The following is a 20,696-nucleotide window of genomic DNA, read 5'->3' on the forward strand; positions in this document are numbered from 1 at the left end:
TCCGCATATGCCGATGTGGGTGGTTAGCAGGGCCGCACATGCGTCCGCACCCTATGCGCCGCGGGCGTATGGCCGTGGATGGTGACGCATATGCCCGGTCGTCAATGGCATAGCCGTTGGGACACAACCGGTATCCCCTCGTCGTATCCCCTCTTTGCGGGGGCATGGGTGAGGGGCAGGGAAAGGGTGATGATGGTGGACATGGACACGAGGCAACTGGAGGACCTGTTCGACATTTTGCATGCGAACGGGTTGATGACGCGCAGCGAACCGGGTGACATCAGCCACCGGGACCTGATGGACTTGCGTGACCAATTGGCACGCGAGGACGGATTGGTGGATCTGACGGAAACACTGTGGAATGCGTACCAGACGGCACACGCCCTGTTGCGCAATCCGCAGGACTGAACACCCACCATGCAGCCGGGGCCGAAACCTGCGGGGTATGGCGGGCCCTGCTGCATGATGGTCAGGCGCGGACGGGTGGCGATGGTGGTTCATCACCGGTCAGGCCGGTGATGATGTCACGCGCCTCCTGTTCGCTGATATGCAGCAATCTGGTGATGTCCTCCATCGGCACACCCTTGGAATGCCACATGAGTGCCAAATCACGCCGTTGTTCACTGGTCACCGGTCCGAACCTCCTCGAAGTCGCACAACACACAACCGGCACGGGGCCACACCCGTGCCGGTTGTGCACTATGCGCCCGGCCAACACCGCCCCCCCACCAATTGGTATTGACCACAATGGAACCGTCCTGTACCATTGCCGGCGCGCATCAATCCCGGTTGGGTGACCGGCCGGTCTTCATTCAGGGATGTTCCAGTGGACATCGGGCATATGCATGATGCGCGGTTCCCGGCCGGGGCAAACGGCCGGGACTTCATATGAAGCGGGGCGCCACACCCACCGGGACATGGCGCCCCGCTCGCACACCCAACCCCATGTGATCGGATGCGCATGGGGTATGACGCATAGCGGCGGCATATGAGCCAACTTCCCTATACTCCCTCGTTTAACACGGTCATGCGCAGCGCACACCGCCACTACCTGCGGCGTGAACGGCAACGGCGCACCAAACGCCGTATTCTCACCATCCTCACCGTCCTTCTCCTCCTCGCGGCCGCAACAACAATCTGGTCCCTGGCGTCAACGCGGGGGCACACGCCCATGGTGCGCGCCCAACTGGTGGCGCAATGCCAAACGGCGCACACCGACACGATGGATGCGTACAACAACGCCGTACGGGCCCGCAACGGGTTCCTGCACCGCTTCGAACAAGGACAAGTGCCGGATGGGCCGGACACGGGAGACCTGTTGGGGTTGGAACCGGCCAAACCAACCACCATGGATTGCAACGCCGATACGCAGCACGCGTTGGACGCCTACCAACGGCAGACGGCCCAATTGAACACGGTGGCGCAACGGTTCACCAATGTGTAACCGTCAGCGGGCCATAGGATTGGGGGCGGTGTTGGCGGCCGGTGGGACGGGCGTGTACGGGGCCGCCACCGGTGTGGCCGCATGTGGCATGCTTTGGTACATGCCTTGGTTGACGAGAAGATCGCTGTTCTCCGCGATGATTGTGACATTGGCGAGGATCTGCGCCAACACCAACAGGAACACGCCCATGATCACGATGAGCAACCCGACCGCCCAACTGACGGGCCCGGCGAACATGGTGCCCCAACCCGGCTCCAACCCGTCGTAAATGGACACACCCGCCTGAACACCACCAACCATGAGCAGGATCGCAATGACGCGGGTGGCGGTGACCCATGGTTTGCCATACTGGTGCGTGCGGTACGGCGGCTGCTGGACCGGTTGCTGCATTGGTGTTGGTGTTGGTGTTGGCATGATGCCCCTCCCCTCTTATTGTCATACCCCGATTGGGTATTGCCTGACAGGATAGCGCGCAACAGTCCATGCACCCAACCTCAAGCGTGTCGGCGCCACACCAACAACAAGGGGCGCCGTGCCGGGTGTGAACCCAACACGGCGCCCCCTGTTCACCTAGGCCATCCGGCCCTTGGCGTGGCGGGTTTATGCCATGTGCCGCGGTACGCCGCTGGTACGGCGCTTGAGGGACAACAGCATGCCCGCGCCACCCATCAGCACGGCGGCCAACACACCAAGCACCGCGACCGTGGCACCCGTATGAGCCAACGGAGGCGTAACGGTCGCGTTCCAATCATCCGTGTTCGACACAACCCGGTCGGAACCGCACATCTTCACACCGTCGATGTCCACTGCGCCTTCGGGCACGTTCGCATCGTCCTTGCCGTCGAACGGGGTGTCATCATTCACCACGCATTCGGTGAGCGGGATGCCGGACACGGACGCACGGTCCGTGTGATCGCCCTTGACACCCTTGAGGGTGCCCTTGACGTCCACCGACTGGCCGGGCTTGAGGATCAGCGTATCCCAGTTGTCGGGGTACTTGAGGTCCACCACACGGCCATCACCGAGGATGGTGTGATCGGTGAGTTTCAAATCCTTGGCGCGGAACACCGCGCCCTTGCCCGCCTTGTCGGTGCGGCTCGTGTTCGTGATGGTGAACACGATGGTGTCGCCATCCTTCGCGTCCTTCAACGCCTGGGCACGCGTGTCACGGTCACCGTTGGGCCAACCGCTCTTCTCATCCCACTTCTCCAAGTGGATGCTGGGGGTCAGGTCGGGCGTGCTGGTCCATACGGTGTTGGACACGAGTTCCTTGTCGTTGAACGTTTCGGTGAACGTGTTCTCCACCCGCTCGCTGGTGGCGATGCGCTGCACGCTGACGAACAGGCTCCATGCCTGCTCATGGGTGGTGTCGGCGGACACGAGCTTGAGGAACAGGTCGGTCGCGTTGGCGGTGATCGTGCCGTCCTTGTAGTCCACGGTGAACAGTTGTTCGCCGGTGGGCTGGGCGGCATCATCCGTGCCGGACTCGTCCCTGTTGGCGGTGTCGCCGGTGATGGCGGCGAGCAGTTCCGTGTTGTCGAACCCAGTGCCTGCGAGCACGTCGCCGGTCTTGGCGACCGGCTTGCCGTCCTTGTACAGGTCACGGTTGGCGCGCACCTGCCAAGCACCCAGGTACTTGTCATGCTGGGTGTCGAGCTTGTCGGTGATGCCCCACTGGGTGACCTGCGGATAAGCGCGGTTCGCGGGGATGACGGAACCGTCGAGACGGTAGAGGAACTTCTGCGTGAGCGGGATTTCCTTGCCGTTGACCGAATCGCCGTTGACCTTGAGCACCACGTCCTTGACGGGGTTGATGGGCTTGAGCGGGTTCGTGACCGTATTCGTGCTCTTTTCACGTCGTTGACGATCTGCGTGGCGGTGTTCTTCACCACATACCCGTCCGTGACCTTCGTGACCGTCATCGGCAACACAACCGTGTATTCCTGGCCCAACAGCGACTGGTCAATGGCGGGATCCTTGAGCGGATCCAGCTTGGCCTGGCTGTATGCCTTGAGATCCTTGGGTTGCGGATCCCCCTTGATGGTCTCACCCGTCGCGGGGACCTTCGTGTCCGCGGTCTTGGCGAACACATACGCCACACCATCACGGAACTGGATGTTGAACTTGGCGGTCACATCCTCGCCCTTGGCGTTGAGGACCTCCACGTTCTGTTCGTCGGCGGTCAAGTATTCGTCGTCGTAATCGTCGACGATGCCGGCGCGCATCACATTGTACGCGGTGCCCTTGCGGTCAAGGTTCTTCAGATCCAAGTGGACGCGGTAGTACAACACGTCGCCCAGCAACGCGGTCTTGCCGTCGATGCTGATGGACGGGTCCTTCTGTGTGTCCTCCTTGCTGGGGTTGAACTCCGGCGGCGTGTTGAACACCTGGTTGGACGGCGTGATCGAGTTGTTGAGGGTGAGCATCCACTGGTTGTCCACCCGGGTGTCGGTCGGCGCGTCCTTGCTGACGGTGCCCTCGAAACGGATCAGCAGGCGTGGGTTCTGGCCCTTGCCCCAGTTCGCCTTGACGTACGCATCGTCGAAGGCCAGTTGGAACAGGTGCTTCGTATCATCCCACTTGGTCGTGTACTGCGCCTTGGGGATGATCTTGCCGTTGCCCAGATCGGTGACCTCCACCGTCTGCTTGTCCGGAACCAGATACTGGTCGTACTGGTCGGTGACCACAACGTTCTTCACATCGTAGGCGAGCTGGCCGGGCAGCTTCGGCGTGGTGGTCAGCTGGTATTCGACCTTCTGGCCGGGGAACACGACCTTGCCGTCCACGCTTTCCTGCGCGCCACCTTGGGAGGCTTCGCCGATGACGTCCTTCTTGACCGGCGGCACGTACCCGCAGATCCACGGCTCGTTCGTCGGACGCTTGTCGCCGTTCACGGTCTGCGCGCCGCCGTTGGTCAGCTTCGCGCCCGAACCGGTCCCGTTGGCGGGGGTTTCGCAGAACGTGAGCTCGTCACCGGGCTGCTTGCCGAAATCCTTACGGACCTGGGCGGCGCCCTTGCCGTTCGCCATGTTCACCACACCGGGGATCAGCAGCGTGTACTGGCGGTGGTTCTTCAACCCCTTGAGGGTTTTGAGCGCATCCGCCTTCATGCTCACGGTAGCCTTCGTGCCCGCCGCCGTGATGTCGAACTGGCCGGTCACATCCGTGCCCTTGTTCACGATGTCATACACACTGGAAGCGGTGTTGGACTGCGCGTCCATCATGTACACCTTGATGCCCTTCGTGTCCGCGTCGAACAGGTAGTCCGCCTTCGTCCAATCATCCTCCAACGTGAACGTGGTGGGCGCGTCGATCAGATTCGCGGAGATGACGCCGTTGACCACAGATGCGACCTTGTCACCGTCCAAGAACACGTTCTGGTCGGCGCCCGTGTTGTTGGTGTGCTCCGGGTCGATGACCGCAGCCCACTTGCCTGACGCGTCCTGCTTGATCCAGCTCTTGTCCGGGTTCGGGTTCCACGTCGGGAACTCCTTTTGGTCGGTGTCCTGGCTGGTGTCGTTCCACAACACCGTGCCCTTGTCGGTCACCTTGTTGATGTCCGGCTTGGCTACGGTCACGTCCAGGTGGAACGCGTACGTGTGGTCGAGTGGCATCATCGTGGTGGTGTCCTTGCGTACCGCGGTGACGGTGTTCGCGTTCTTGTCCCAATTGATCGTGAACTGATCCGAAATGTCCTTGTCGTTGTCGGTCTCGTCGAGCACCTTCATGTTCGACACCGAATAGTTGACCCCATTCGGGGTGATCGTGTCCGTGAACCGCATCGCGTAACCGCCACGGCCCGTATCCGAACGGATCACCGTATGGTTCACCATCGCATCCGCGCTCACGCCCTGTTCGATCTCCTTGACCGGGGCGGCCGGCGGCACATCCACAATACGGAACGATTCGCTCGCCTCACGGTCGGCGGTATCCACCGCGGCCTTCATGTGGCCCTGCTTGGGTACCTGCACATCGAACCAGTACGTGCCGGACGGCCACGCCTTCCAACCGAAATCAGCTGGCGCGAACTCGGGGCTGCGCGTGTCGCCCTTCGTGGTGATCTTCACGCTCTTCGTCACGTTCTTCGCGCCCACGTACTTGTTGCCGTCATAATGCATGATGACGTTCGCGTTCACCTGCTGCGCGTCCCCTCGGGATTGGGAGGCGTGGATGGTGTCGCTCACCTTGCCGGTGCTGCCTGTTTTCAGATCCTGGGGCGCGTTCACATTCGTGGTGACCGTCAGATCATAATCCACCACCGGCGGCGCCGGTTGGTACTTGTCAAGCACGATGATGGCGATGGACGTGTCCGGGTGGACGTTGCGTTCCATGATCTTGTTCACACTGTCCGACGGGTTGTCCCAGAAGGGAGTGGACGTGTGATACTTGGTAACGCCAGCATAGTTGTATTCCACTGGTGCGACGTACTTGTTCCAGTTGTCGATCCACGTCTGGCGCGCCACGATGCCGGAGCCATTCCAGCCGTTCGTGCCTTGCGCCTGCGAACCGGCGACCGCACCTACGGCGACGACACGGCAGTTCGCCTGCCCCGCCTCGGACGGGTGACGCTGGTTGAACCCGCGCTCACACTCCGCACGCGCCTGATCCAACGCGGCCTGCGCCTTGGCCGGACCATTGTAGCTGCCGCCCTCATCGAGCATCGTCACATTCGCGGCCTTCATGGCCTTGCGCACCGAGTCGAGACTGGTGGCCGGACCCCACGACCCGTCCGGGCCATCACGGTACTGCCAGAACTGCGCGGCGTCCAACCCGCCGCCACCCGTACCGGGCTGGTTGCCGCCGCGCCCGCGGCGAGTGCGGCCGGCGCGCCAAGCGTGAGCAGCGTCGCACCGGCGGCCACACCGGCGACCGCTGCCCTGATTGAATGTTTGAAACGACCCATAAGGGGTTGCTCCTTCCAATATTGGTTTGCAACTTGCCGGATACCCTATGCGCGCAACCGGCAACACTCCCCTATGCGTCCAACACCACCCCGCCAACACAACAAAAAGGGGGGCGGGCAACACCCTAGGTTTTAGGTGTTCCCCGCCCCCGCAGCAACCATGCTCTGCGGTTGCCATCTACCTCGGGATGTATCCAAGGTCGGGGGTGCTGCTGCAGTTACCCTCATTGCATCCGTGTCCGCCGCTGACGGGCCCGCTGCCTGTGTTGGGTTTGGACGGTTGTGCGGGCTGCGCCGGCTGTACAGGCGCCGTCTGCTGCGGCGCCGTATACTGCGGAACCGACGGTGCCGTATACTGTGGCGCGGCAGGTGCCGTATACGTGGGGGTATACGACTGTTGCGGCGCCGTATACGACTGTTGCGCCTGACTGCTCGCCTGCGCCTGGGCTGCGGCCGCCGCTTCGGCCTCCTTGCGAGCCTTCTCCTCCGCCGCCTTCCTATCGGCCTCGCTCTTGGCCTTCACGCTCCCGTTGACCTGTTTCATGGCCTTATCCAACCCGGCCTGCGCATCCTTGATCTTCTGCACATCCTTGCCGTCCTTGGCGTTGCCGGCCGCATCCAGTTGCTTCTTCAACGCGTCACGGGTCTTGTTGTCCTTGACCTTGTCCTTGGAGGCATCGTACAGTTTCTTCGCGTCCGTGATCTTCTTGCCCAACGCGGTTTGCGCGTCCTTCAACGTTTTCGCATCACGCGACTCCATGACGCCCCTCACGTCCGCGTCCAGGGTCTTCGTGTGGGTCTCGTACCAGGACGTGTTCTTGTCGATCAGGGCCGCATTGTGTTCGAGCGCGGACTTGCCGTCCACATTGCACGCCGCCATCGCAGGGGTCCGTTCCTGACTGTCCTTGGCCAGAACGGCGACCGTCTCACTGTCCTCGACCTGTTTGTCCGTGACCTGCACCGCCGTCTTGTACTCGTCCCCGTTGATCAACGCATTATAGTTGTTCTGCGCCACACGCAACCGGTCGGCCGCCTGCGCGCACGACTCCTGCGCCTGCGCCAACTGGGTGGTCTGATGCGAGGCGACGGCCCACCAGACGCCACCTGCCGCCAACACGGCGACGGCGACACCGGCGGCGATGATGGCTCCCGTATGCTTTTTATGGCGCTCCGGCCCGTCAGGCGTGTCGCCCGACCCGTCCAACTGGATACGCTGCGTATCCTCCACCTGTCCCATGATCCCGATTTCTCCTTCACTGTTCCCATGCCCAACCCCCTTGTACGGGGCCAAGCGTGCCGGTATGGTCACCCGGCCAATGCGTCCATACCCGCCCATCCTATCCGCCCACACTCCACCCCACCACTCCAACACAAAACAATACACATGTTTTTACCGATGCAGGAAATGGTTATTTCCTGCGGACGGCACTAGACGGGCACCCGAGCCGCTCATGCGCCCTTCACCGCCCCTACAGGAGTCTTCACCGACGCAGCAATGTCAGTGAAGACTCCTCAACCCTACTGCCGATTGGGGTTAGAGGCTTCAAAAACACCTTTCTTCACCGACGCAGTGGGTTCATAAAGGAACCCTTGGAATCGGCTCCCCTATAGAAAGACCTTAAAAGTCGGTGCGTCACCGAAGAAACTTATACAAACCCATATGGCAGTAGGGTTAGGAGCCTTCACCGACTTTCGAATGTCGGTGAAGAAAGTTGGGGTTCTTCACCGACATTGCCAGTGCGGTCGGTGAAGAAACCTGCATGTCGGTGAAGAAACCCGGGATGTCACTGCGTCGCCGATCAGTCTGAACCACATTGGAAACGAATTGGAACACGTATTATCCGATGCTGGATTCCGGTAAAAACATGGTCATGGAAGCAGGGGTGGGAACCACGGGGCACACCCCCTACAATCCCTCGACGGCGCACTTCCGGCAAGCTCGGGGGGCATTACGGTTTTTGCCATGACGCCAACCGAAACAATACGACATGCAATATGTGTTGTTTTACAGTCCACTGCGATCGGTGACGCAGCGACAAGGCAGGTTTCTTCACCGACATGTAGGTGTCTTCACCGACTTCTGACATAAGTCACCGAAGAAACATAAGTTTCTTCACCGACATTGCAAAGTCGGTGAAGGCTCCCAGCCCTACTGCCATAAAGGTTTTATGAAGTTTCTTCGGTGACGCACCGACTTTTAAGGTCGTTCTATAGGGGAGCCGATTCCAAGGGTTCCTTTATAAGGTCGCTGCGTCGGTGAAGAAAGGTGTTTTTGAAGCCCCTGATACCAATCGGCAGTAGGGTTGAGGAGTCTTCACCGACATCGCTGCGTCGGTGAAGACTCCTGTAGTGTCACTGAAGCGTACATGTGCCGCATGGCCGTCCGCCATCCTGCCGCTCCGGTAATTATTCCATGCCGCCCGTGTGTATTGTTGTGTGCATTGTTTGGGCTGGTCGGGGACGCATGACAAAAGCAAGCAAACCGTCACACCTCGTGGAAAGGAACCGGCGATGAAAGCGTATGTGTACGATGCCACAACCCAACAGGCGCATGTGGAGGAGTTCGAACCGGAGGGCGCGTTGCGCATGCTGCAAACCGCGGTCGGTGGATGTGTGGAGTGCTGCACGCCGGACATGCTGCGCGTCCGCAACATTGACATGTGGGTCAATGAGGAATGCCTCCTGTTGGACGATGCGCCGTTCGCGTTCACGGTGCTTGTGAACAACCATCCTGTGCCCGTGTTCGGCAATGCGGTGTTCACCCGCGTGGACGAGCAAGGCGACACAGTGGGGTTGACGGATGGTGATCTGGCGGTGTTGGAGCACATGCTGGCCTGAACCCCCGCGCATAGGAGCCCATACCAGTGTGCCCCATGGAAAGGAGCCAATGATCATGGTCCAGTCGCGACGGCCCAAAGGAAGTCCCAACGGCACGGGCGGCCAATTCGCCCCCGATGCCACCGGCCCCATGGGCACCCCGCCCACGCTCACCTCCCCCACACCTGCCGTATGGCCCGAACATGGCGAGGGTGTGGTGTCCCGAACGGATTTGCGGGATATGACGGCGCGGGAGGTGTTGGCGTTGGACTGGTCGAACATCAATATGCACCAAGGCGATCTGCGGGGCACCGGCGTCACCCCATTGGATCTGCCTTACGACCCGGAGGACGGGGAACGGCCGGGACCGGTGTTCTCCAACACTTTCTTCGGTGACACCCACGGCCAATACGCCTGTTACACGCGTTATGCGGACGGTGATGTGGTGGCCACGCTCACCCAACCCCATGCCTCTGGCACGGATCCGGCGTGGGATGGGCAACTGGTGGTGTGCGACAAGCACGACATGCCCGTCTTGTACGACGAACATGGTGACGGCGCCCGCCGGTCGTACAGTGCGGCGGATCTGGCGTGGGAGGTCGACCAGTGGCGCGCCCATGAACGCACGTTGGGCCATGAGGTGCGTGAACGGGATGCGGCACGGCTCACCGATGCGCTTGACCGGTTCCTGGACGGGGAGCATGGCGTGTGGCGCAACACGGATATTCCCGCGAACATGGACACGGTGGCGCCCACTTGGCTCGATGAGTTCCAAACCACCTGTGTTGCGCACGCATAGTTGTCTTCTATCACATTGGGTTGAGCATGGGAAAGGGCGGCATGTGATGGTCCAGCCACGTAAACCAAAAGGGAGCCCGAACGGCACGGGCGGCCAATACGACGTGTCGCCCCATGGCGTGGATGGTCTGCCACCCATGCTGGAGGCGGCCCGCACCTCACCGGATGAGAGGGCGGTGCGGGAGTTGTACCGGCGGTTCATGGATACGTTGAACACGTACCCCGAGTGGGTGTCCCCCGACTTGTCGTGTGATTTCACCCAAGGGACCATCACCATCAACGGGAGCACCCGCATCGGGTTCGATGTGGATGATACGGGCATGACCGTGGCGACCGTCACCGGCCCGGACAGTGCCGCCTGCACGATGCCGGTGGTGGATGCCGGGGAGCTTGGCCGCGTGTATGCCATGGCGATCCGGGCCGCGTACCCGGATGCGGCACCCATGCCGCAATCGGGTGTATGGGTTGATGAGTACCGGCAGTACATCCGCGATCACACGTTGACACCCACCATGGCCACGGGGGTGGAACCGGGCTCTTGGCCCGACCCGGACCCGGACCAGGTGCCCCATGTGGAGGAAGGTGGGGTGCAAGTGCAATGGGATGGGACGGTCACCATCAACGGGGTGGCCCATGAATTGTCGGTGGCGGACCGGTACCGGTTGGCGCGAGACGGACAATATGAACCGGAGGGCGCCCCTGTCGCATTCCAGGGCGCCACCATCCGCATTGCCCCCGACCCGCGGGACCTGTCACGCCGTATCGTCTCGTTTCCCGATGGGACGGGTGCGAGCATACCGGCACCCGTCTGCCGGTTCGGCATTGGTGTGGGTTGCCCCACGGATCCACAGGCCGCGAGTGTACGGTGGCGGTGGGATGAGCCGGGTGAACAGCAATGCAAACGTGACGCGTATCTGGCCCGCAAACAGTTGGATCCGCAGGCGTTGCCGGATGATCTGCCGGCCGCCACACGGCGCGCACTTGCCCGGTACGGTGAACGGGTCGAGGTGGAAACCCAACAGCGGCATGCGCGGTTGCGCCGTGACCTGGACGGGTTGCGGCAGGCCCGGTTGGAACGGGATATGGCCGCGCACCGGGCGTTGGTGGCGCAGGGTATGGAGGGGTCGCCGACCGTGGTGCGTCCCGGTTGTGCACGGCCCGCACGTACGGGGATGTGCGCGCCGTGATCGCCGACACTGCGCAAGGTGTGGACGGCGCCCTGTTGCGCCAGGCGGCCGGCCGGGTGATGCCCTTGATACGTGAGGCGCCGGATATGGTGCGGGTGGATGCGCACCATGTGGATGTGGACGCGGTGCGGTCCATGGTGGCGGCCTGGTTCATTGAGGCGGCCAACCGCACCTGGAACTGATCAATGGTTGTGGCTGTGGGCGCAGTCGCGGCACACATGGTGGGTGCGGGCGAACATGTGGAACGTGTCCGCCCGGCATGCGGCGCACACGAACCGGTGGCATGCTTGGCATTGGTGCAACCGGTCGGCCCTCATGGGCCGGTGGCACCGGGCGCATTGGTAATGATGGTCCAACAACATGGGTGGCCCCCTGACATATCCGTGAACAATTGGGTGGTACCCCACCGGTGATGCGTCACCGCCCCAAGGGGTGACGCATCACCAGTGGGCGCGGAACCATATGGGAAAGGAGCCGGGAATGGGTCAGACGGAACGCCGGATGCAATGGTTGCAACAGCATGGATATGTGCGCAGAGACGAACATGGCACGGTGTTCTATCCGCCCATATCCATGGCGTTGCTGGGTGGGGTCGACCCGCAACGGGTGCAGGACGCGTGCACCCGCGCCATGCGGGATGGTGCGCATACCGAGGATGGGATGCTGGTGTGCACGTTGCCGGATGAGCTGATGCGGGATATGAAACGTGGCGCCAACGGGTTGCAGGCACAATACAACACCACCGACGCGGTGCTCATCTTGTACATGGAGGCGCAACGCTACGAACGTGCGCAAGGGGCGCGCCGGACGCGGTAAGCCATACGGTGTGTGGTGTCAAGACGCATGCGGCGGATAGTATGGGCATCATCATCGTTTGGAAAGGCGCGGCCCCATGGCGGAGAGCATCGAACAGCTGCACGAGTTACGCAACCAGAAAAGCGCGCAATTGGCGTGGGCGAAACGCGGGTATGACGACAACGGGCGCCCGTTCACGTCCATCACGTTGCGTCGTATGGCGATCGCACGCCTGGAACAGGATATCGCCGAGATCGACGAACAATTATGGGACCTGGAACAACCCAGCGAACACTGATTGCGCCTCCTTTGAGCGTGAAGGCTTGGTGTGCCGTCACACGGGTCTGATGGCCAGCCGGCTGTATGTGTTTGCGTCGAGTGGGATTAGCCGGCTGACTGGGTGGCGGCGTTCGTGGCGGAGCCGGTCGCGTTCGTCACGCAATTGCAGGTATGCATGCTTCCAAGCGTCGAATTGGTCGAGCACCGTTTGGGGGTTGATGCGACCATCGACAACCGGGCGTGCAGCACTGGCAATACCGCTTCTGCTTCATTCGGGGCGCCAAGGTATGCGGCCGCTTGGTGTGCGGCTTCCATGAGCCCATCGGTGCCCATGCCCCATTGGGCGTACTGGGCCAGTATCCGGCACAATGCCGCCCAATCGGACACAACGGTCAAGGGCTGGTCGCATTGGTTGCAATCCACGCATGGTTCCCCGATCAACGCCTGTTGCCGGGCCCAATCCCCCTCCATTGGTTCCACATACACCGTGCGGAGGAGATGATCCCACACGAGCATCAACGGGCGAGTGAACCCGTCATGCATGTGTGGTTCCTCTACTGGGTGTTGAGTGTGTTCCACGCCTCTATCGCCTCCTTGAAACCTCCCGGATGGTACATGCTGGCGAATACGGGCGCGTCCGCATGCCGGTCGCACCCGTCGCATTCGATGAACCAGTGCGCCCATGCGCGCCCCGAATCGGTGAGCCGCACCATGGGTGGCTGTCCACATCGCACGCACACCCCAATCGCAGGATATTTGCGTAACATGTTGATGGCATCGGCCGGCCACTGTCGGCGTGTGCACCCTTGGACCACGACCGTCCTCCTTGCTTATTGGTGTGTTCGTTCCATTGTTGTGGCACAGATTCCATGCGGCGACGAACCCTGTCTGACACACCTATGCCATGGCTACCGTTTGATGGCCGCAACCGTTGCCAAATGACACATGACGGGCATGGCATACCGGTCAACACTGGCAGCCATATGCCGCCGGATCGGGCCGGCGCTTTGATACCCGACCGCCATCTCCTCCAACAAACCACTGATCCTGTGGTACGCGTCCAACGCCAAGCAACTCAATACGCGGGTATCCTCAAGATTAGAGTGGACATCAAACGCAGTGAGGACACGACGCCCGTACCGTATGGCCCCCGCCAACCGTGGATTGTCGCATTGCAACCATATGCGGGTGAGACATTCCATGAAGGCTCCTTCCATGTCGCTAGTCATTGTTCTCCGTATTGTTATGGCGTAGGAAACTCCAGCATTGCTGTCCGAAGTTTTACGGGTGCGTGCTGCTTATAGATGGTGTTTGGCCAGATACGAATTGTTGATGATCTTGAAGCACAGGTTGTCTCCCAATTCGCCGCGTACCGTATCGGGGATGGGCTGGTCCGGGTTGAGATGCCAGACGATGCCCTCGTCCAGCACGTTCGGTGTGATCCGGCCACGCATGCCGTCCACGGCACTGATCAACGTGTCCATGCTGTCGGCGAGCGGGTACTCCCACGGTTTGGCTTCGGGTGCCGCGTGCGCAAGGAACGAATCCTCCCATTCGTCACGCGGCAGTTTCTCCCCGTCCTGCCAGACGGCGAACACGAACAGGTCACGCTTGGCTAGCTTCTGCCGGTTGCCGTTGATGCCGGGCCCGGCGTATTCGGCCTGCACACACATGCCCACACCGATGTCGAACACGCTCAAACCGCCGATACGTGAGGTGAAATAACGGTGCGCGAGCTCGCATGCGTCCCGCCAATCCGGGTGTGTGGGATCGACCTCATAGTTGCGGGTGAACATGCGCAACTCGCTGCCGTCGAAGAAGAACGTCAGGCTCATCCCGTCCACTTTCACCGTAGGCACCGCCTCCAGTTTGCATAGTTCATGCCAGATGCCGGTGAGGGTCTGGGCACGTGGGGCATCCGACTTGGAGCATGGCGCGTTGAACTCGCCGATGATGCCTTGTGCCGCGCGCTGCAATGCCTTGTCCTGACGGTTGGCGCCACGGCCGGTGAACACGGGCGGCTCGTACTTGATGACATGGCACGCTTCGGTGATGTCCGAGCCCACCGGCAGCGAGGGATCAAGCCCCAATTCAGGCAACGGCATGATCAGGCCCTGCGAGTAGACGCCACGCATCTTCATCGTGCGCAGCACATGGCCCGACACCTCCATGGTCTCACCCGTATCCGGATCAGTGACGGCCATGTGGCGCACCCCACGCGGCATGAACTGGCTGTAGCGTGGATCGGTTTCGGGCAACAGGCTGTCGGTCTCGAAATACGCGACCCGGTCGCCCACAGCAAGGCCCATGTCCTTGCTGATGATGACCTTCCACCCAAGCACATGGGCGAGCACAATCCGGTCCGCTCCCGCAATCGGGACGATCCGGGTGATGGTCTGGACACTGACAAGCGTACGGATGCTCATAGGCACCGCCTTTCTCAATCACATGCAAAAGAATGGATTCGCCTACCGGTATGGGTTGTGGACGCCTATGCGTCCTGTTCATTTCGTTTCCTTGTCGCCGGTGGCATCGGACGATGGGAGGCCGGCTGTTCGTGGCCCACGGCTCCGGCTCAAACGCCATAGCCGCCTGATCGGCAGCATGAAGGCGACCGCGCACAGGTCGATGAGTGCCGCCAGCCAATTGGGGTTGGATTGGCACAGTTCGAGGATGATTGCGCCGATCTCTGCGGCCATCGCAGCCGCGAACAGCCGGAAGACCATGGCGTCCGCCAATACGGGACGGTGCTGGCGTTGCAGATGCCATATGCGGATGGTGATGCATACCGCAAGTCCAATGGTCAACCCGTTGCAACATGTCGACCACATGGTCGCCTCCTTTCCTGTTCACTGGGTCTGCCGTTGTTGTGCCGCCAAGCGGCGGACGGTGTTGGTGTGCAGCCGGTTGCCCCTGCATGTGGAGCAATCGCCACACCGGCTGTGGGTCGGTGGTTACAACGGCCCGGTTGCCCCTGCATGTGGAGCAATCGCGTCCGACCGGGCATTGGTACAGATGGTGGCGCAATCGGGGTGTGTGGCGCAGGTAGGTTTCCGCGTCCGGGTAGCCGTGCGCCAAGGCTTTGCGTTCCAATGCGTTGTAGCGGATGGTGGTGTAGGTGCGGCTCATGGCGGACGCCTTTCTACTGGATGTAGGTGTATTGGTTGGCGTTCGCAAGGGTGCGGTTGGAGATGACGCCCAACCCCTGCACGTTGCTCTCCGAAATCGTGATGCTCCCATCCGCATGGACCTGTTCGACGATGGCGACATGCCCATAGGTCAGGTCGGCGCCGGCTTGTCCGGGTTGGAACACGATGATGGCACCCACCGTGGGCCCATGGGTGACCGTGTACCCCAAGCGTGCGGCCGAAGCGGCCCAGACGCCACCGTTGCCGAAATACGATCCGACAGGCAAACCAAGTTGGTGGCGGCGCACGTACGCCCACCATGTGCACTGCCCCCACGGGTACGCGTTGCCGCTGTCGCCCGTGGCGGCCGGGGTGCTGGTGGTCGTATCGGCTGGTATGTCGGTGTCGTTGAGCAGGTCCACGGTCTGTTCCGTGGCTTTCGCATGATGCAGGTCAGTGGGTTCGGGTGTGGCACGGGTGAGCCGCTCCACGTCGATCCGGTCATTGCCCATGGTCCATGTGCCGGTGGAGTCCACGCTTACCGCCTCCACTCCATCAGCCAACGCCTCACGGGTGGAGGTGCGGGACACGGTGGGCCCGTCCACACTGCGGGTGACGGCTGGGGTCGGGCTGCGGTCGGGCACACCGAGCGCGGTGGGGGTGCCGGGCATGGTGAGCGCGCACATGGTGGCACCACCCAACAACAACAGGGACATGACGCCGGCCGTCCATTTGCCGATACGGTTCCGTTGTCGCAGTTGGCGTCGGGTCAATGGTTTCACATGCGCACCACTCATACTCCGTGTCCTTTCTACTCGTCGTCACGCAATTGCCGGACGTAGGCGACGGACCCCAACCCGCCGGTGAAATCAAAACCAGGACGGGGCAGGTCGGCGGCCGTGACGGTCCGGTGCGGGTGTGGCGTGAACCGTTCGAGGCGTTCCACCCGCATGACGCACTGCCTCCCGTCATGGGTGATCAACCCGTACGCGTCCACGACACTGCCTTTGCCCAATCCGTGTGCCATCGTGGCGAGCCGGTCAGGGAAGAGCGCATGCACGGTCATGCCGTCCCGGTCGGCCATATCGAAACTGTGCGCGTATATGCGGGTGACCACGCCGTGCACACGCCTATATGACCATCGTGTCCCATGGTTGTTTGCAATCATGTTTGTCCTCCGATATGCCGATGCCATCCCACCATTGCCTGGCGCATATCACTCAACGCGATACTCCCCCCATTGGCTAGTTGAGTTGTTGTTGGAGCACACGGCCCACCGCGTTGAGTTCCGCGACCACCGTCGCCTCCCACTCGTCCGCGAGCTCCCCATGCCCGTCGGCACGCAACCGGGCGCACACCTCGTTGAGGCTGTCCACGGTCTCCCGCAAATGCCGCAACGCCATACCCAGATGGAACCCGGTACGGTAATCCAACCGCACCACCCCAAGATCAGCAGGCTCATTCAATGCACTCATGCCCCACCCCTATGCGTCCAACCAGTCCCGCACGAACCCCAAAACACGACCGAACGCATATTCCACGGTCACATCCAAAGGGAAGTCGAACACCACGCACCCGTCCTCCACACAACCGCCATGACGGGCCGCAACCCTCGCCAACCGTGCCGGGGACACGGCCGCGCATACCGCGTCGAACAGGAACCATCCATCATCACTGACACGCACCCGCCCGGCTTGCACCTGCACATACACCCGTACCAGATCGCCCTTGGTGTCCCAGACCGGCAACACCACCGGAAGCATCACACCCCCATCCGATCTGTCCGACCGTCGTGCACTGTGGTTGGCTGTGATCATGCTTCGTCCTCCCATGTGTCATTGTCATCCCACCATTGCGCCGCCCGTGCGCACAAGCGTGCCGCCAATTCACCCACGGTCTCCTCGTCCACCTGCGGGCAGTATCGCAAGGCGGCCTGTTCGGCAATGTCGATCAGCGCATCGTCGGCCCACCCGTCCCCAGCCAACGCCATGAGCTCCAGGTCAAGCTCCCCCCAAGTGCGACAGGTGGCGACCACCGTGTCACTGTCGCCGCATTGGCCGCATACAGTCTCGATCCGACGCCGCTGCCGTTCCGCGTCGGTTTGCATGGGTGTGGCCAGCAGGCCACCCATATGGGTGGCGACGATGAGGATCGGCGGAACCAATAACAGGGAGGCGCCGTTGGCATCGGCTGGGTTGTGGTTCGCGCTCATGACCGTTGTCCTTTCACATATGGGGTCAAACAATGCGTCCATGGGGTCGGGGTGTTCGCAGGGTGATGAAACAGGGGTGGTGTCGGCCGGGGCGGTCAGGATGCCACGGATGGTGTCCGCGCACACCCCGGTGATCAGGTGGATGTCCGCGACGCTGCACCCTTGGGCGCGCAACGCGCGGATATGCCGTATGGTCTTCGCCGAGGTCATGGCCATTCTCCTTTGCTGTGGCATTGTGGGCAGATCGCGTCGCATCCCCCCTATGATGCGCCACCCGTCGATGGTGAGCATATGATGGGTCGCGGCAAGGGCCATGCGCCCACAGGCCAGGCACCGCACCTGCCAATGGTCCGGACACCGGTGGTGGTGATGGTCGAGCGTGTCCACGAAATGCCGCCAAGGCCGCTTGTCCCGACCGCGGGTTTTGCCGCACAGGTCGCATGGGCAATCCAGTCTCATGCTCACTCCTCACCAGGCACGGGCATGACCTCGATGCCGCCCAACAACCCGTCCGTGCCGGCCATGGCCTGCCGGATACGTTCGAGAACATGGCCGGGAACACCGTTCGCCTCGTACTCCAACAGCAGCATCTCGTTGTGTTGGGTGCGGGCCTTGTTCATGAGCGCGTCCGTCTGGTCGATTACGGCCGTCAGGCGTTCACGTTGTTTGGTTGCCCATGTGTCCGGCAGCCGCCCTGCGATCAGGTACGCTTCCATCTTGTCGACCCCGTGTTCGATCAGTTGGCGGATGGAGCGCGCGGTGGCGAACACGTCCTCATCGAACCCGTCCGCCAACCGTACGGCCAACTGTTGGTATGCGCCAACCAACAGCATGGTGTCATGCAACAGGCCGTGTGCATGCCATGCGCATTGCGTGCGTCGTATCCATGTGACGTTCATTGCGTGGTTCCTTCCGGTTCCGGTTGTTCGCTGAGGATCATGTCGAGTTCCTCCGCGCTGATCTCCAACAGGCGGGTGATGTCCGACACGGGCACATGGCATTTCGTCCATGTGCGGGCCATCTCCTTGCGTTGTTCACTGGTCAACTGGTCTGTTCCTTATATATGGTTTGGTGATGGGTCAGGGTTTCCACATGCCGTTGTCGAGGCGTGTGCAGTACGCATCGACGGCCGTCAACGCATCCAAGTACCCGTCGGTGTACTGGTCGGCGTTCGCGTGCCCCACCCCCATCACCTGTTCGGCCCGGCTGGTGCGTTCCTGTGCCAACCGGTCGCATTCAGCCATGATGCGTTGCAGCAGGGCGCGCTGTTGGGACACGTTGATCACGATGCCTCCTTGTTGTTGTTGAGCATGGTGAGCGCGGCCCGCTGCGCACGCAACCGTGCCGCCGGGGTGGACGGGTCGAACTGCCGGCCTACACGTTCCAATGCGGCGATCAGCGCCGGCGGTCCGCTCGTGTCGCCGGCGCGTGCGGACAGTTGCTGTTTGGCGTCCGTGATCTCCTTGCCGATCACACGGTGGATGCGTGTGTCCTCGGCGAGGATCGCGTCAATCAAGCCTTGCGTATCGGTCATCTTGTGCTCTCCTTGTCTTCTTGCAGTTGCCGGATGATGCCGGGCGCCTGTCTCCAATCGCTCATGGTGATGCCCCCACTATCACGGCAGTACGGGTGGTCGGGATGGATGACGGTGATCCCTTTGGCGGCGAGCATGCCTATGGTGCATGGTTCGTCCTCGAACGCGACGTCCACATCCACGAGACTCTTGTCGCCGAAATGGAACGCGACATCGTATTCGGTCGGGCCGTGCGCGGGATCGAACCAGTGGCGGTCGAACCATGCGAACGTCTGCCTGAAATGTTCGTCGTCCGCACGGCTGGTCGCGATGAGCAGATCATGGCCGTCCTCAACCAACCGCCACAGGGCGCGCATCGCATGCGGATAGGGATGTTCCGCCAGATACAATCCGTCCATCACCGCACTACGGTGGGCGTCCGCATACGCCTCATATGAGGCGAACGGCCATGACGGGTCACGCCACAACCCGTACTCGCACGGGTCGGCCATCGCATACCCGTCCAACGGGCCATACACGTTGGTGCTCCGCAGATGGTGCCGCAACGCGTGCGTGTAATCCGCCAACGTGTTGTCCAGGTCAACCATGATGCGCACGACGCGCCCTCCCCGCCTGCACCATGCGCCACCGGCGCGTCAACGTGACACGTTCCGCGGGGGTTTTGCCACCCCACACGCCATACGACTCATGCTCCTCGACCGCATGCTGCAAACACCGGTCACGCACCGGGCACTTGTCGCACACCCGGCAGGCGAGCTCCTCACGCAACGCGTCGAAGAACATGTCCGGGTCATACGCGCCGGACGCGCACAATCCACGGCGCATCCACTCACGGCCAGACACCATGATGGCCACCATCCTTTCCTCCCATCACCGGTCCAACCCGTCCAACCGGGGCCGGGCCGGGTGCAACCAATGGTCCACGCGCAACGCCACTTGGAGTGCATACCCCAACAGCATCACCGCCACATCCATAATCCGATCACGCATGCGGCCTACACCTCCCCCACATCGGGAAACTCCAACAACGACGCCATGGCGCACATCCGGCACGCGTCCCGCTCCGGTTCGTCATTGGGGAACGTGAGCGGACCGGACGGCAACGTACGTTCCACCGTCCATAATCCCGGGCCCCCACGGCCCGACCCATCAATCCGGAACACGGTGTCTGTCCCATCGGCGTGCACATGGAACACGCCGTCAGGGTCCACGCACACATACCGCACACGGATCCGGGTGCGTGCACCCGACCCGTCGACCATGTCCAACGTGTCACCCACCTGCGGTGCGGCCACCATCCTGCCATCATGTTTGTTCATGCCCCGCCCTATGCGTCACGCACAACCCCACCCATGCCCTCTGCCGGTTTTGCATCCATGAGACCGCCGCCGATGCGAAACGAAACGCGCGCCCGCGCACCCGCGCGCCCGTGTGGAGCACGGGTGCCGGCCGCGGCGCAAGCGCCGCACTGTTCCCCGACGAAACGCAAAAAGGGAACGCCAAAAAGAACAAACCCAACACCCGCTTTTCCACACACGCCCCACGCCCCATACCCCTCACCGCAACCCAGCCGACACCATCCAACCACCGCAACCCCCA

The 20,696-nt window shown here is 61.9% G+C and carries 28 protein-coding genes and 1 pseudogene; 8 read left to right on the forward strand and 21 right to left on the reverse strand.

Annotated elements, in window-relative coordinates; genetic code table 11:
- Positions 1-201 precede the first annotated feature (201 nt).
- Complete coding sequence (locus GSD1FS_RS08225; RefSeq protein WP_129870817.1) at positions 202-408, forward strand: hypothetical protein; 207 nt, start codon at positions 202-204, stop codon at positions 406-408.
- Positions 409-469: 61 nt separating this feature from the next.
- Here GSD1FS_RS08225 and GSD1FS_RS08230 read toward each other — a convergent pair whose 3' ends face one another.
- Complete coding sequence (locus tag GSD1FS_RS08230) at positions 470-631, reverse strand: hypothetical protein (protein WP_155589179.1); 162 nt, start codon at positions 629-631, stop codon at positions 470-472.
- Positions 632-988: 357 nt separating this feature from the next.
- On the opposite strand from GSD1FS_RS08230, the gene GSD1FS_RS08235 reads away from it, so the two are divergent.
- Positions 989-1,444, forward strand: a complete 456-nt coding sequence (locus GSD1FS_RS08235) for a hypothetical protein (protein ID WP_196425071.1) — start codon at positions 989-991, stop codon at positions 1,442-1,444.
- Between the two features lie 3 nt (positions 1,445-1,447).
- Here the strand turns inward: GSD1FS_RS08235 and GSD1FS_RS08240 are convergent, their stop codons facing one another.
- The 4 genes and pseudogenes from GSD1FS_RS08240 to GSD1FS_RS08250 all read right to left on the reverse strand — a co-directional run bounded on the left by GSD1FS_RS08240 (position 1,448) and on the right by GSD1FS_RS08250 (position 7,584).
- A complete protein-coding gene (locus GSD1FS_RS08240) occupies positions 1,448-1,858 on the reverse strand; it encodes a hypothetical protein (protein WP_155589181.1) in 411 nt (136 codons plus the stop codon).
- Between the two features lie 186 nt (positions 1,859-2,044).
- Entirely contained in the window at positions 2,045-3,241 is a 1,197-nt protein-coding gene (locus tag GSD1FS_RS10025) for an LPXTG cell wall anchor domain-containing protein (protein ID WP_425481786.1), read from the reverse strand.
- 110 nt (positions 3,242-3,351) lie between these two features.
- A pseudogene (locus GSD1FS_RS10305) lies at positions 3,352-6,525 on the reverse strand (SspB-related isopeptide-forming adhesin); the annotation flags it as partial.
- Positions 6,526-7,584 carry a hypothetical protein gene (locus tag GSD1FS_RS08250; protein ID WP_129870820.1) on the reverse strand — a complete coding sequence of 353 codons (1,059 nt, stop codon included), beginning with the start codon at positions 7,582-7,584 and terminating at the stop codon, positions 6,526-6,528. It lies immediately after the preceding pseudogene.
- A gap of 1,274 nt (positions 7,585-8,858) precedes the next feature.
- On the opposite strand from GSD1FS_RS08250, the gene GSD1FS_RS08255 reads away from it, so the two are divergent.
- The 6 genes from GSD1FS_RS08255 (at position 8,859) to GSD1FS_RS08280 (ending at position 12,242) form a co-directional block, all read left to right on the forward strand.
- Positions 8,859-9,185, forward strand: a complete 327-nt coding sequence (locus GSD1FS_RS08255; RefSeq protein ID WP_033515604.1) for a DUF3846 domain-containing protein — start codon at positions 8,859-8,861, stop codon at positions 9,183-9,185.
- Positions 9,186-9,240: 55 nt separating this feature from the next.
- Complete coding sequence (locus GSD1FS_RS08260; RefSeq protein ID WP_129870821.1) at positions 9,241-9,963, forward strand: hypothetical protein; 723 nt, start codon at positions 9,241-9,243, stop codon at positions 9,961-9,963.
- Positions 9,964-10,009: 46 nt separating this feature from the next.
- A complete protein-coding gene (locus GSD1FS_RS08265) occupies positions 10,010-11,149 on the forward strand; it encodes a hypothetical protein (protein WP_155589182.1) in 1,140 nt (379 codons plus the stop codon).
- The gene (locus tag GSD1FS_RS08270) at positions 11,146-11,331 is read left to right on the forward strand and encodes a hypothetical protein (protein ID WP_155589183.1); all 186 of its coding nucleotides are present in this window, start codon (positions 11,146-11,148) and stop codon (positions 11,329-11,331) included. The genes GSD1FS_RS08265 and GSD1FS_RS08270 overlap by 4 nt, the downstream gene beginning before the upstream one ends.
- A 298-nt stretch (positions 11,332-11,629) precedes the next feature.
- Positions 11,630-11,965 (forward strand): hypothetical protein, encoded by a 336-nt coding sequence (locus GSD1FS_RS08275; RefSeq protein ID WP_129870823.1) that lies wholly within the window; start codon positions 11,630-11,632, stop codon positions 11,963-11,965.
- Between the two features lie 76 nt (positions 11,966-12,041).
- On the forward strand, positions 12,042-12,242 hold the full coding sequence (locus GSD1FS_RS08280) for a hypothetical protein (RefSeq protein WP_129870824.1): 201 nt from the start codon (positions 12,042-12,044) through the stop codon (positions 12,240-12,242).
- Between the two features lie 86 nt (positions 12,243-12,328).
- On the opposite strand, the gene GSD1FS_RS08285 is transcribed toward GSD1FS_RS08280, so the two are convergent.
- The 16 genes from GSD1FS_RS08285 to GSD1FS_RS08360 all read right to left on the reverse strand — a co-directional run bounded on the left by GSD1FS_RS08285 (position 12,329) and on the right by GSD1FS_RS08360 (position 20,416).
- Positions 12,329-12,766: a hypothetical protein gene (locus GSD1FS_RS08285; RefSeq protein WP_155589184.1), complete on the reverse strand. Its 438-nt coding sequence runs from the start codon at positions 12,764-12,766 to the stop codon at positions 12,329-12,331.
- 11 nt (positions 12,767-12,777) lie between these two features.
- Positions 12,778-12,936 carry a hypothetical protein gene (locus tag GSD1FS_RS08290; protein ID WP_155589185.1) on the reverse strand — a complete coding sequence of 53 codons (159 nt, stop codon included), beginning with the start codon at positions 12,934-12,936 and terminating at the stop codon, positions 12,778-12,780.
- A gap of 585 nt (positions 12,937-13,521) precedes the next feature.
- A complete protein-coding gene (locus tag GSD1FS_RS08295) occupies positions 13,522-14,649 on the reverse strand; it encodes an RNA ligase family protein (RefSeq protein WP_129870826.1) in 1,128 nt (375 codons plus the stop codon).
- 78 nt (positions 14,650-14,727) lie between these two features.
- Positions 14,728-15,054: a hypothetical protein gene (locus GSD1FS_RS08300; RefSeq protein WP_129870827.1), complete on the reverse strand. Its 327-nt coding sequence runs from the start codon at positions 15,052-15,054 to the stop codon at positions 14,728-14,730.
- Between the two features lie 311 nt (positions 15,055-15,365).
- A complete protein-coding gene (locus tag GSD1FS_RS08305; RefSeq protein WP_155589186.1) occupies positions 15,366-16,148 on the reverse strand; it encodes a CHAP domain-containing protein in 783 nt (260 codons plus the stop codon).
- A gap of 14 nt (positions 16,149-16,162) precedes the next feature.
- Complete coding sequence (locus GSD1FS_RS08310; RefSeq protein WP_155589187.1) at positions 16,163-16,519, reverse strand: hypothetical protein; 357 nt, start codon at positions 16,517-16,519, stop codon at positions 16,163-16,165.
- Positions 16,520-16,595: 76 nt separating this feature from the next.
- A complete protein-coding gene (locus tag GSD1FS_RS08315; protein ID WP_129870831.1) occupies positions 16,596-16,826 on the reverse strand; it encodes a hypothetical protein in 231 nt (76 codons plus the stop codon).
- Positions 16,827-16,835: 9 nt separating this feature from the next.
- Positions 16,836-17,105 (reverse strand): hypothetical protein, encoded by a 270-nt coding sequence (locus GSD1FS_RS08320; protein WP_196425072.1) that lies wholly within the window; start codon positions 17,103-17,105, stop codon positions 16,836-16,838.
- A 59-nt stretch (positions 17,106-17,164) separates the two neighbouring features.
- Complete coding sequence (locus GSD1FS_RS08325; RefSeq protein ID WP_129870833.1) at positions 17,165-17,773, reverse strand: hypothetical protein; 609 nt, start codon at positions 17,771-17,773, stop codon at positions 17,165-17,167.
- A 251-nt stretch (positions 17,774-18,024) separates the two neighbouring features.
- Positions 18,025-18,462, reverse strand: coding sequence for a hypothetical protein (locus GSD1FS_RS08330; RefSeq protein ID WP_129870834.1), 438 nt, complete (start codon positions 18,460-18,462; stop codon positions 18,025-18,027).
- Positions 18,459-18,608, reverse strand: a complete 150-nt coding sequence (locus GSD1FS_RS08335) for a hypothetical protein (protein WP_153802323.1) — start codon at positions 18,606-18,608, stop codon at positions 18,459-18,461. The genes GSD1FS_RS08330 and GSD1FS_RS08335 overlap by 4 nt, the downstream gene beginning before the upstream one ends.
- A gap of 34 nt (positions 18,609-18,642) precedes the next feature.
- The gene (locus GSD1FS_RS08340) at positions 18,643-18,849 is read right to left on the reverse strand and encodes a hypothetical protein (RefSeq protein ID WP_129870835.1); all 207 of its coding nucleotides are present in this window, start codon (positions 18,847-18,849) and stop codon (positions 18,643-18,645) included.
- Positions 18,846-19,097 (reverse strand): hypothetical protein, encoded by a 252-nt coding sequence (locus tag GSD1FS_RS08345; protein ID WP_129870836.1) that lies wholly within the window; start codon positions 19,095-19,097, stop codon positions 18,846-18,848. Before GSD1FS_RS08345 ends, GSD1FS_RS08340 begins: the two co-directional genes overlap by 4 nt.
- A complete protein-coding gene (locus GSD1FS_RS08350; protein WP_129870837.1) occupies positions 19,094-19,684 on the reverse strand; it encodes a 5' nucleotidase, NT5C type in 591 nt (196 codons plus the stop codon). Before GSD1FS_RS08350 ends, GSD1FS_RS08345 begins: the two co-directional genes overlap by 4 nt.
- Positions 19,677-19,955: a WhiB family transcriptional regulator gene (locus GSD1FS_RS08355; RefSeq protein WP_129870838.1), complete on the reverse strand. Its 279-nt coding sequence runs from the start codon at positions 19,953-19,955 to the stop codon at positions 19,677-19,679. The genes GSD1FS_RS08350 and GSD1FS_RS08355 overlap by 8 nt, the downstream gene beginning before the upstream one ends.
- A 137-nt stretch (positions 19,956-20,092) precedes the next feature.
- A complete protein-coding gene (locus GSD1FS_RS08360) occupies positions 20,093-20,416 on the reverse strand; it encodes a hypothetical protein (protein ID WP_129870839.1) in 324 nt (107 codons plus the stop codon).
- Positions 20,417-20,696: the final 280 nt, after the last annotated feature.

The organism is Bifidobacterium canis (assembly GCF_009727065.1).
Classification (GTDB): Bacteria; Actinomycetota; Actinomycetes; order Actinomycetales; family Bifidobacteriaceae; genus Bifidobacterium; species Bifidobacterium canis.

Coding starts and splice junctions, on each gene's coding strand:
- GSD1FS_RS08225 (WP_129870817.1), top strand. CDS start 202: ATGGACACGAGGCAACTGGAGGACCTGTTCGACATTTTGCATGCGAAC.
- GSD1FS_RS08330 (WP_129870834.1), bottom strand. CDS start 18,462: ATGAACGTCACATGGATACGACGCACGCAATGCGCATGGCATGCACAC.
- GSD1FS_RS08305 (WP_155589186.1), bottom strand. CDS start 16,148: ATGAGTGGTGCGCATGTGAAACCATTGACCCGACGCCAACTGCGACAA.
- GSD1FS_RS08260 (WP_129870821.1), top strand. CDS start 9,241: ATGGTCCAGTCGCGACGGCCCAAAGGAAGTCCCAACGGCACGGGCGGC.
- GSD1FS_RS08295 (WP_129870826.1), bottom strand. CDS start 14,649: ATGAGCATCCGTACGCTTGTCAGTGTCCAGACCATCACCCGGATCGTC.
- GSD1FS_RS08325 (WP_129870833.1), bottom strand. CDS start 17,773: ATGACCTCGGCGAAGACCATACGGCATATCCGCGCGTTGCGCGCCCAA.
- GSD1FS_RS08300 (WP_129870827.1), bottom strand. CDS start 15,054: ATGTGGTCGACATGTTGCAACGGGTTGACCATTGGACTTGCGGTATGC.
- GSD1FS_RS08310 (WP_155589187.1), bottom strand. CDS start 16,519: ATGATTGCAAACAACCATGGGACACGATGGTCATATAGGCGTGTGCAC.
- GSD1FS_RS08360 (WP_129870839.1), bottom strand. CDS start 20,416: ATGAACAAACATGATGGCAGGATGGTGGCCGCACCGCAGGTGGGTGAC.
- GSD1FS_RS08255 (WP_033515604.1), top strand. CDS start 8,859: ATGAAAGCGTATGTGTACGATGCCACAACCCAACAGGCGCATGTGGAG.
- GSD1FS_RS08235 (WP_196425071.1), top strand. CDS start 989: ATGAGCCAACTTCCCTATACTCCCTCGTTTAACACGGTCATGCGCAGC.
- GSD1FS_RS08240 (WP_155589181.1), bottom strand. CDS start 1,858: ATGCCAACACCAACACCAACACCAATGCAGCAACCGGTCCAGCAGCCG.
- GSD1FS_RS08355 (WP_129870838.1), bottom strand. CDS start 19,955: ATGGTGGCCATCATGGTGTCTGGCCGTGAGTGGATGCGCCGTGGATTG.
- GSD1FS_RS08280 (WP_129870824.1), top strand. CDS start 12,042: ATGGCGGAGAGCATCGAACAGCTGCACGAGTTACGCAACCAGAAAAGC.
- GSD1FS_RS08315 (WP_129870831.1), bottom strand. CDS start 16,826: ATGAGTGCATTGAATGAGCCTGCTGATCTTGGGGTGGTGCGGTTGGAT.
- GSD1FS_RS08350 (WP_129870837.1), bottom strand. CDS start 19,684: ATGGTTGACCTGGACAACACGTTGGCGGATTACACGCACGCGTTGCGG.
- GSD1FS_RS08250 (WP_129870820.1), bottom strand. CDS start 7,584: ATGGGACAGGTGGAGGATACGCAGCGTATCCAGTTGGACGGGTCGGGC.
- GSD1FS_RS08345 (WP_129870836.1), bottom strand. CDS start 19,097: ATGACCGATACGCAAGGCTTGATTGACGCGATCCTCGCCGAGGACACA.
- GSD1FS_RS08285 (WP_155589184.1), bottom strand. CDS start 12,766: ATGCATGACGGGTTCACTCGCCCGTTGATGCTCGTGTGGGATCATCTC.
- GSD1FS_RS08265 (WP_155589182.1), top strand. CDS start 10,010: ATGGTCCAGCCACGTAAACCAAAAGGGAGCCCGAACGGCACGGGCGGC.
- GSD1FS_RS08275 (WP_129870823.1), top strand. CDS start 11,630: ATGGGTCAGACGGAACGCCGGATGCAATGGTTGCAACAGCATGGATAT.
- GSD1FS_RS08290 (WP_155589185.1), bottom strand. CDS start 12,936: ATGGTGCGGCTCACCGATTCGGGGCGCGCATGGGCGCACTGGTTCATC.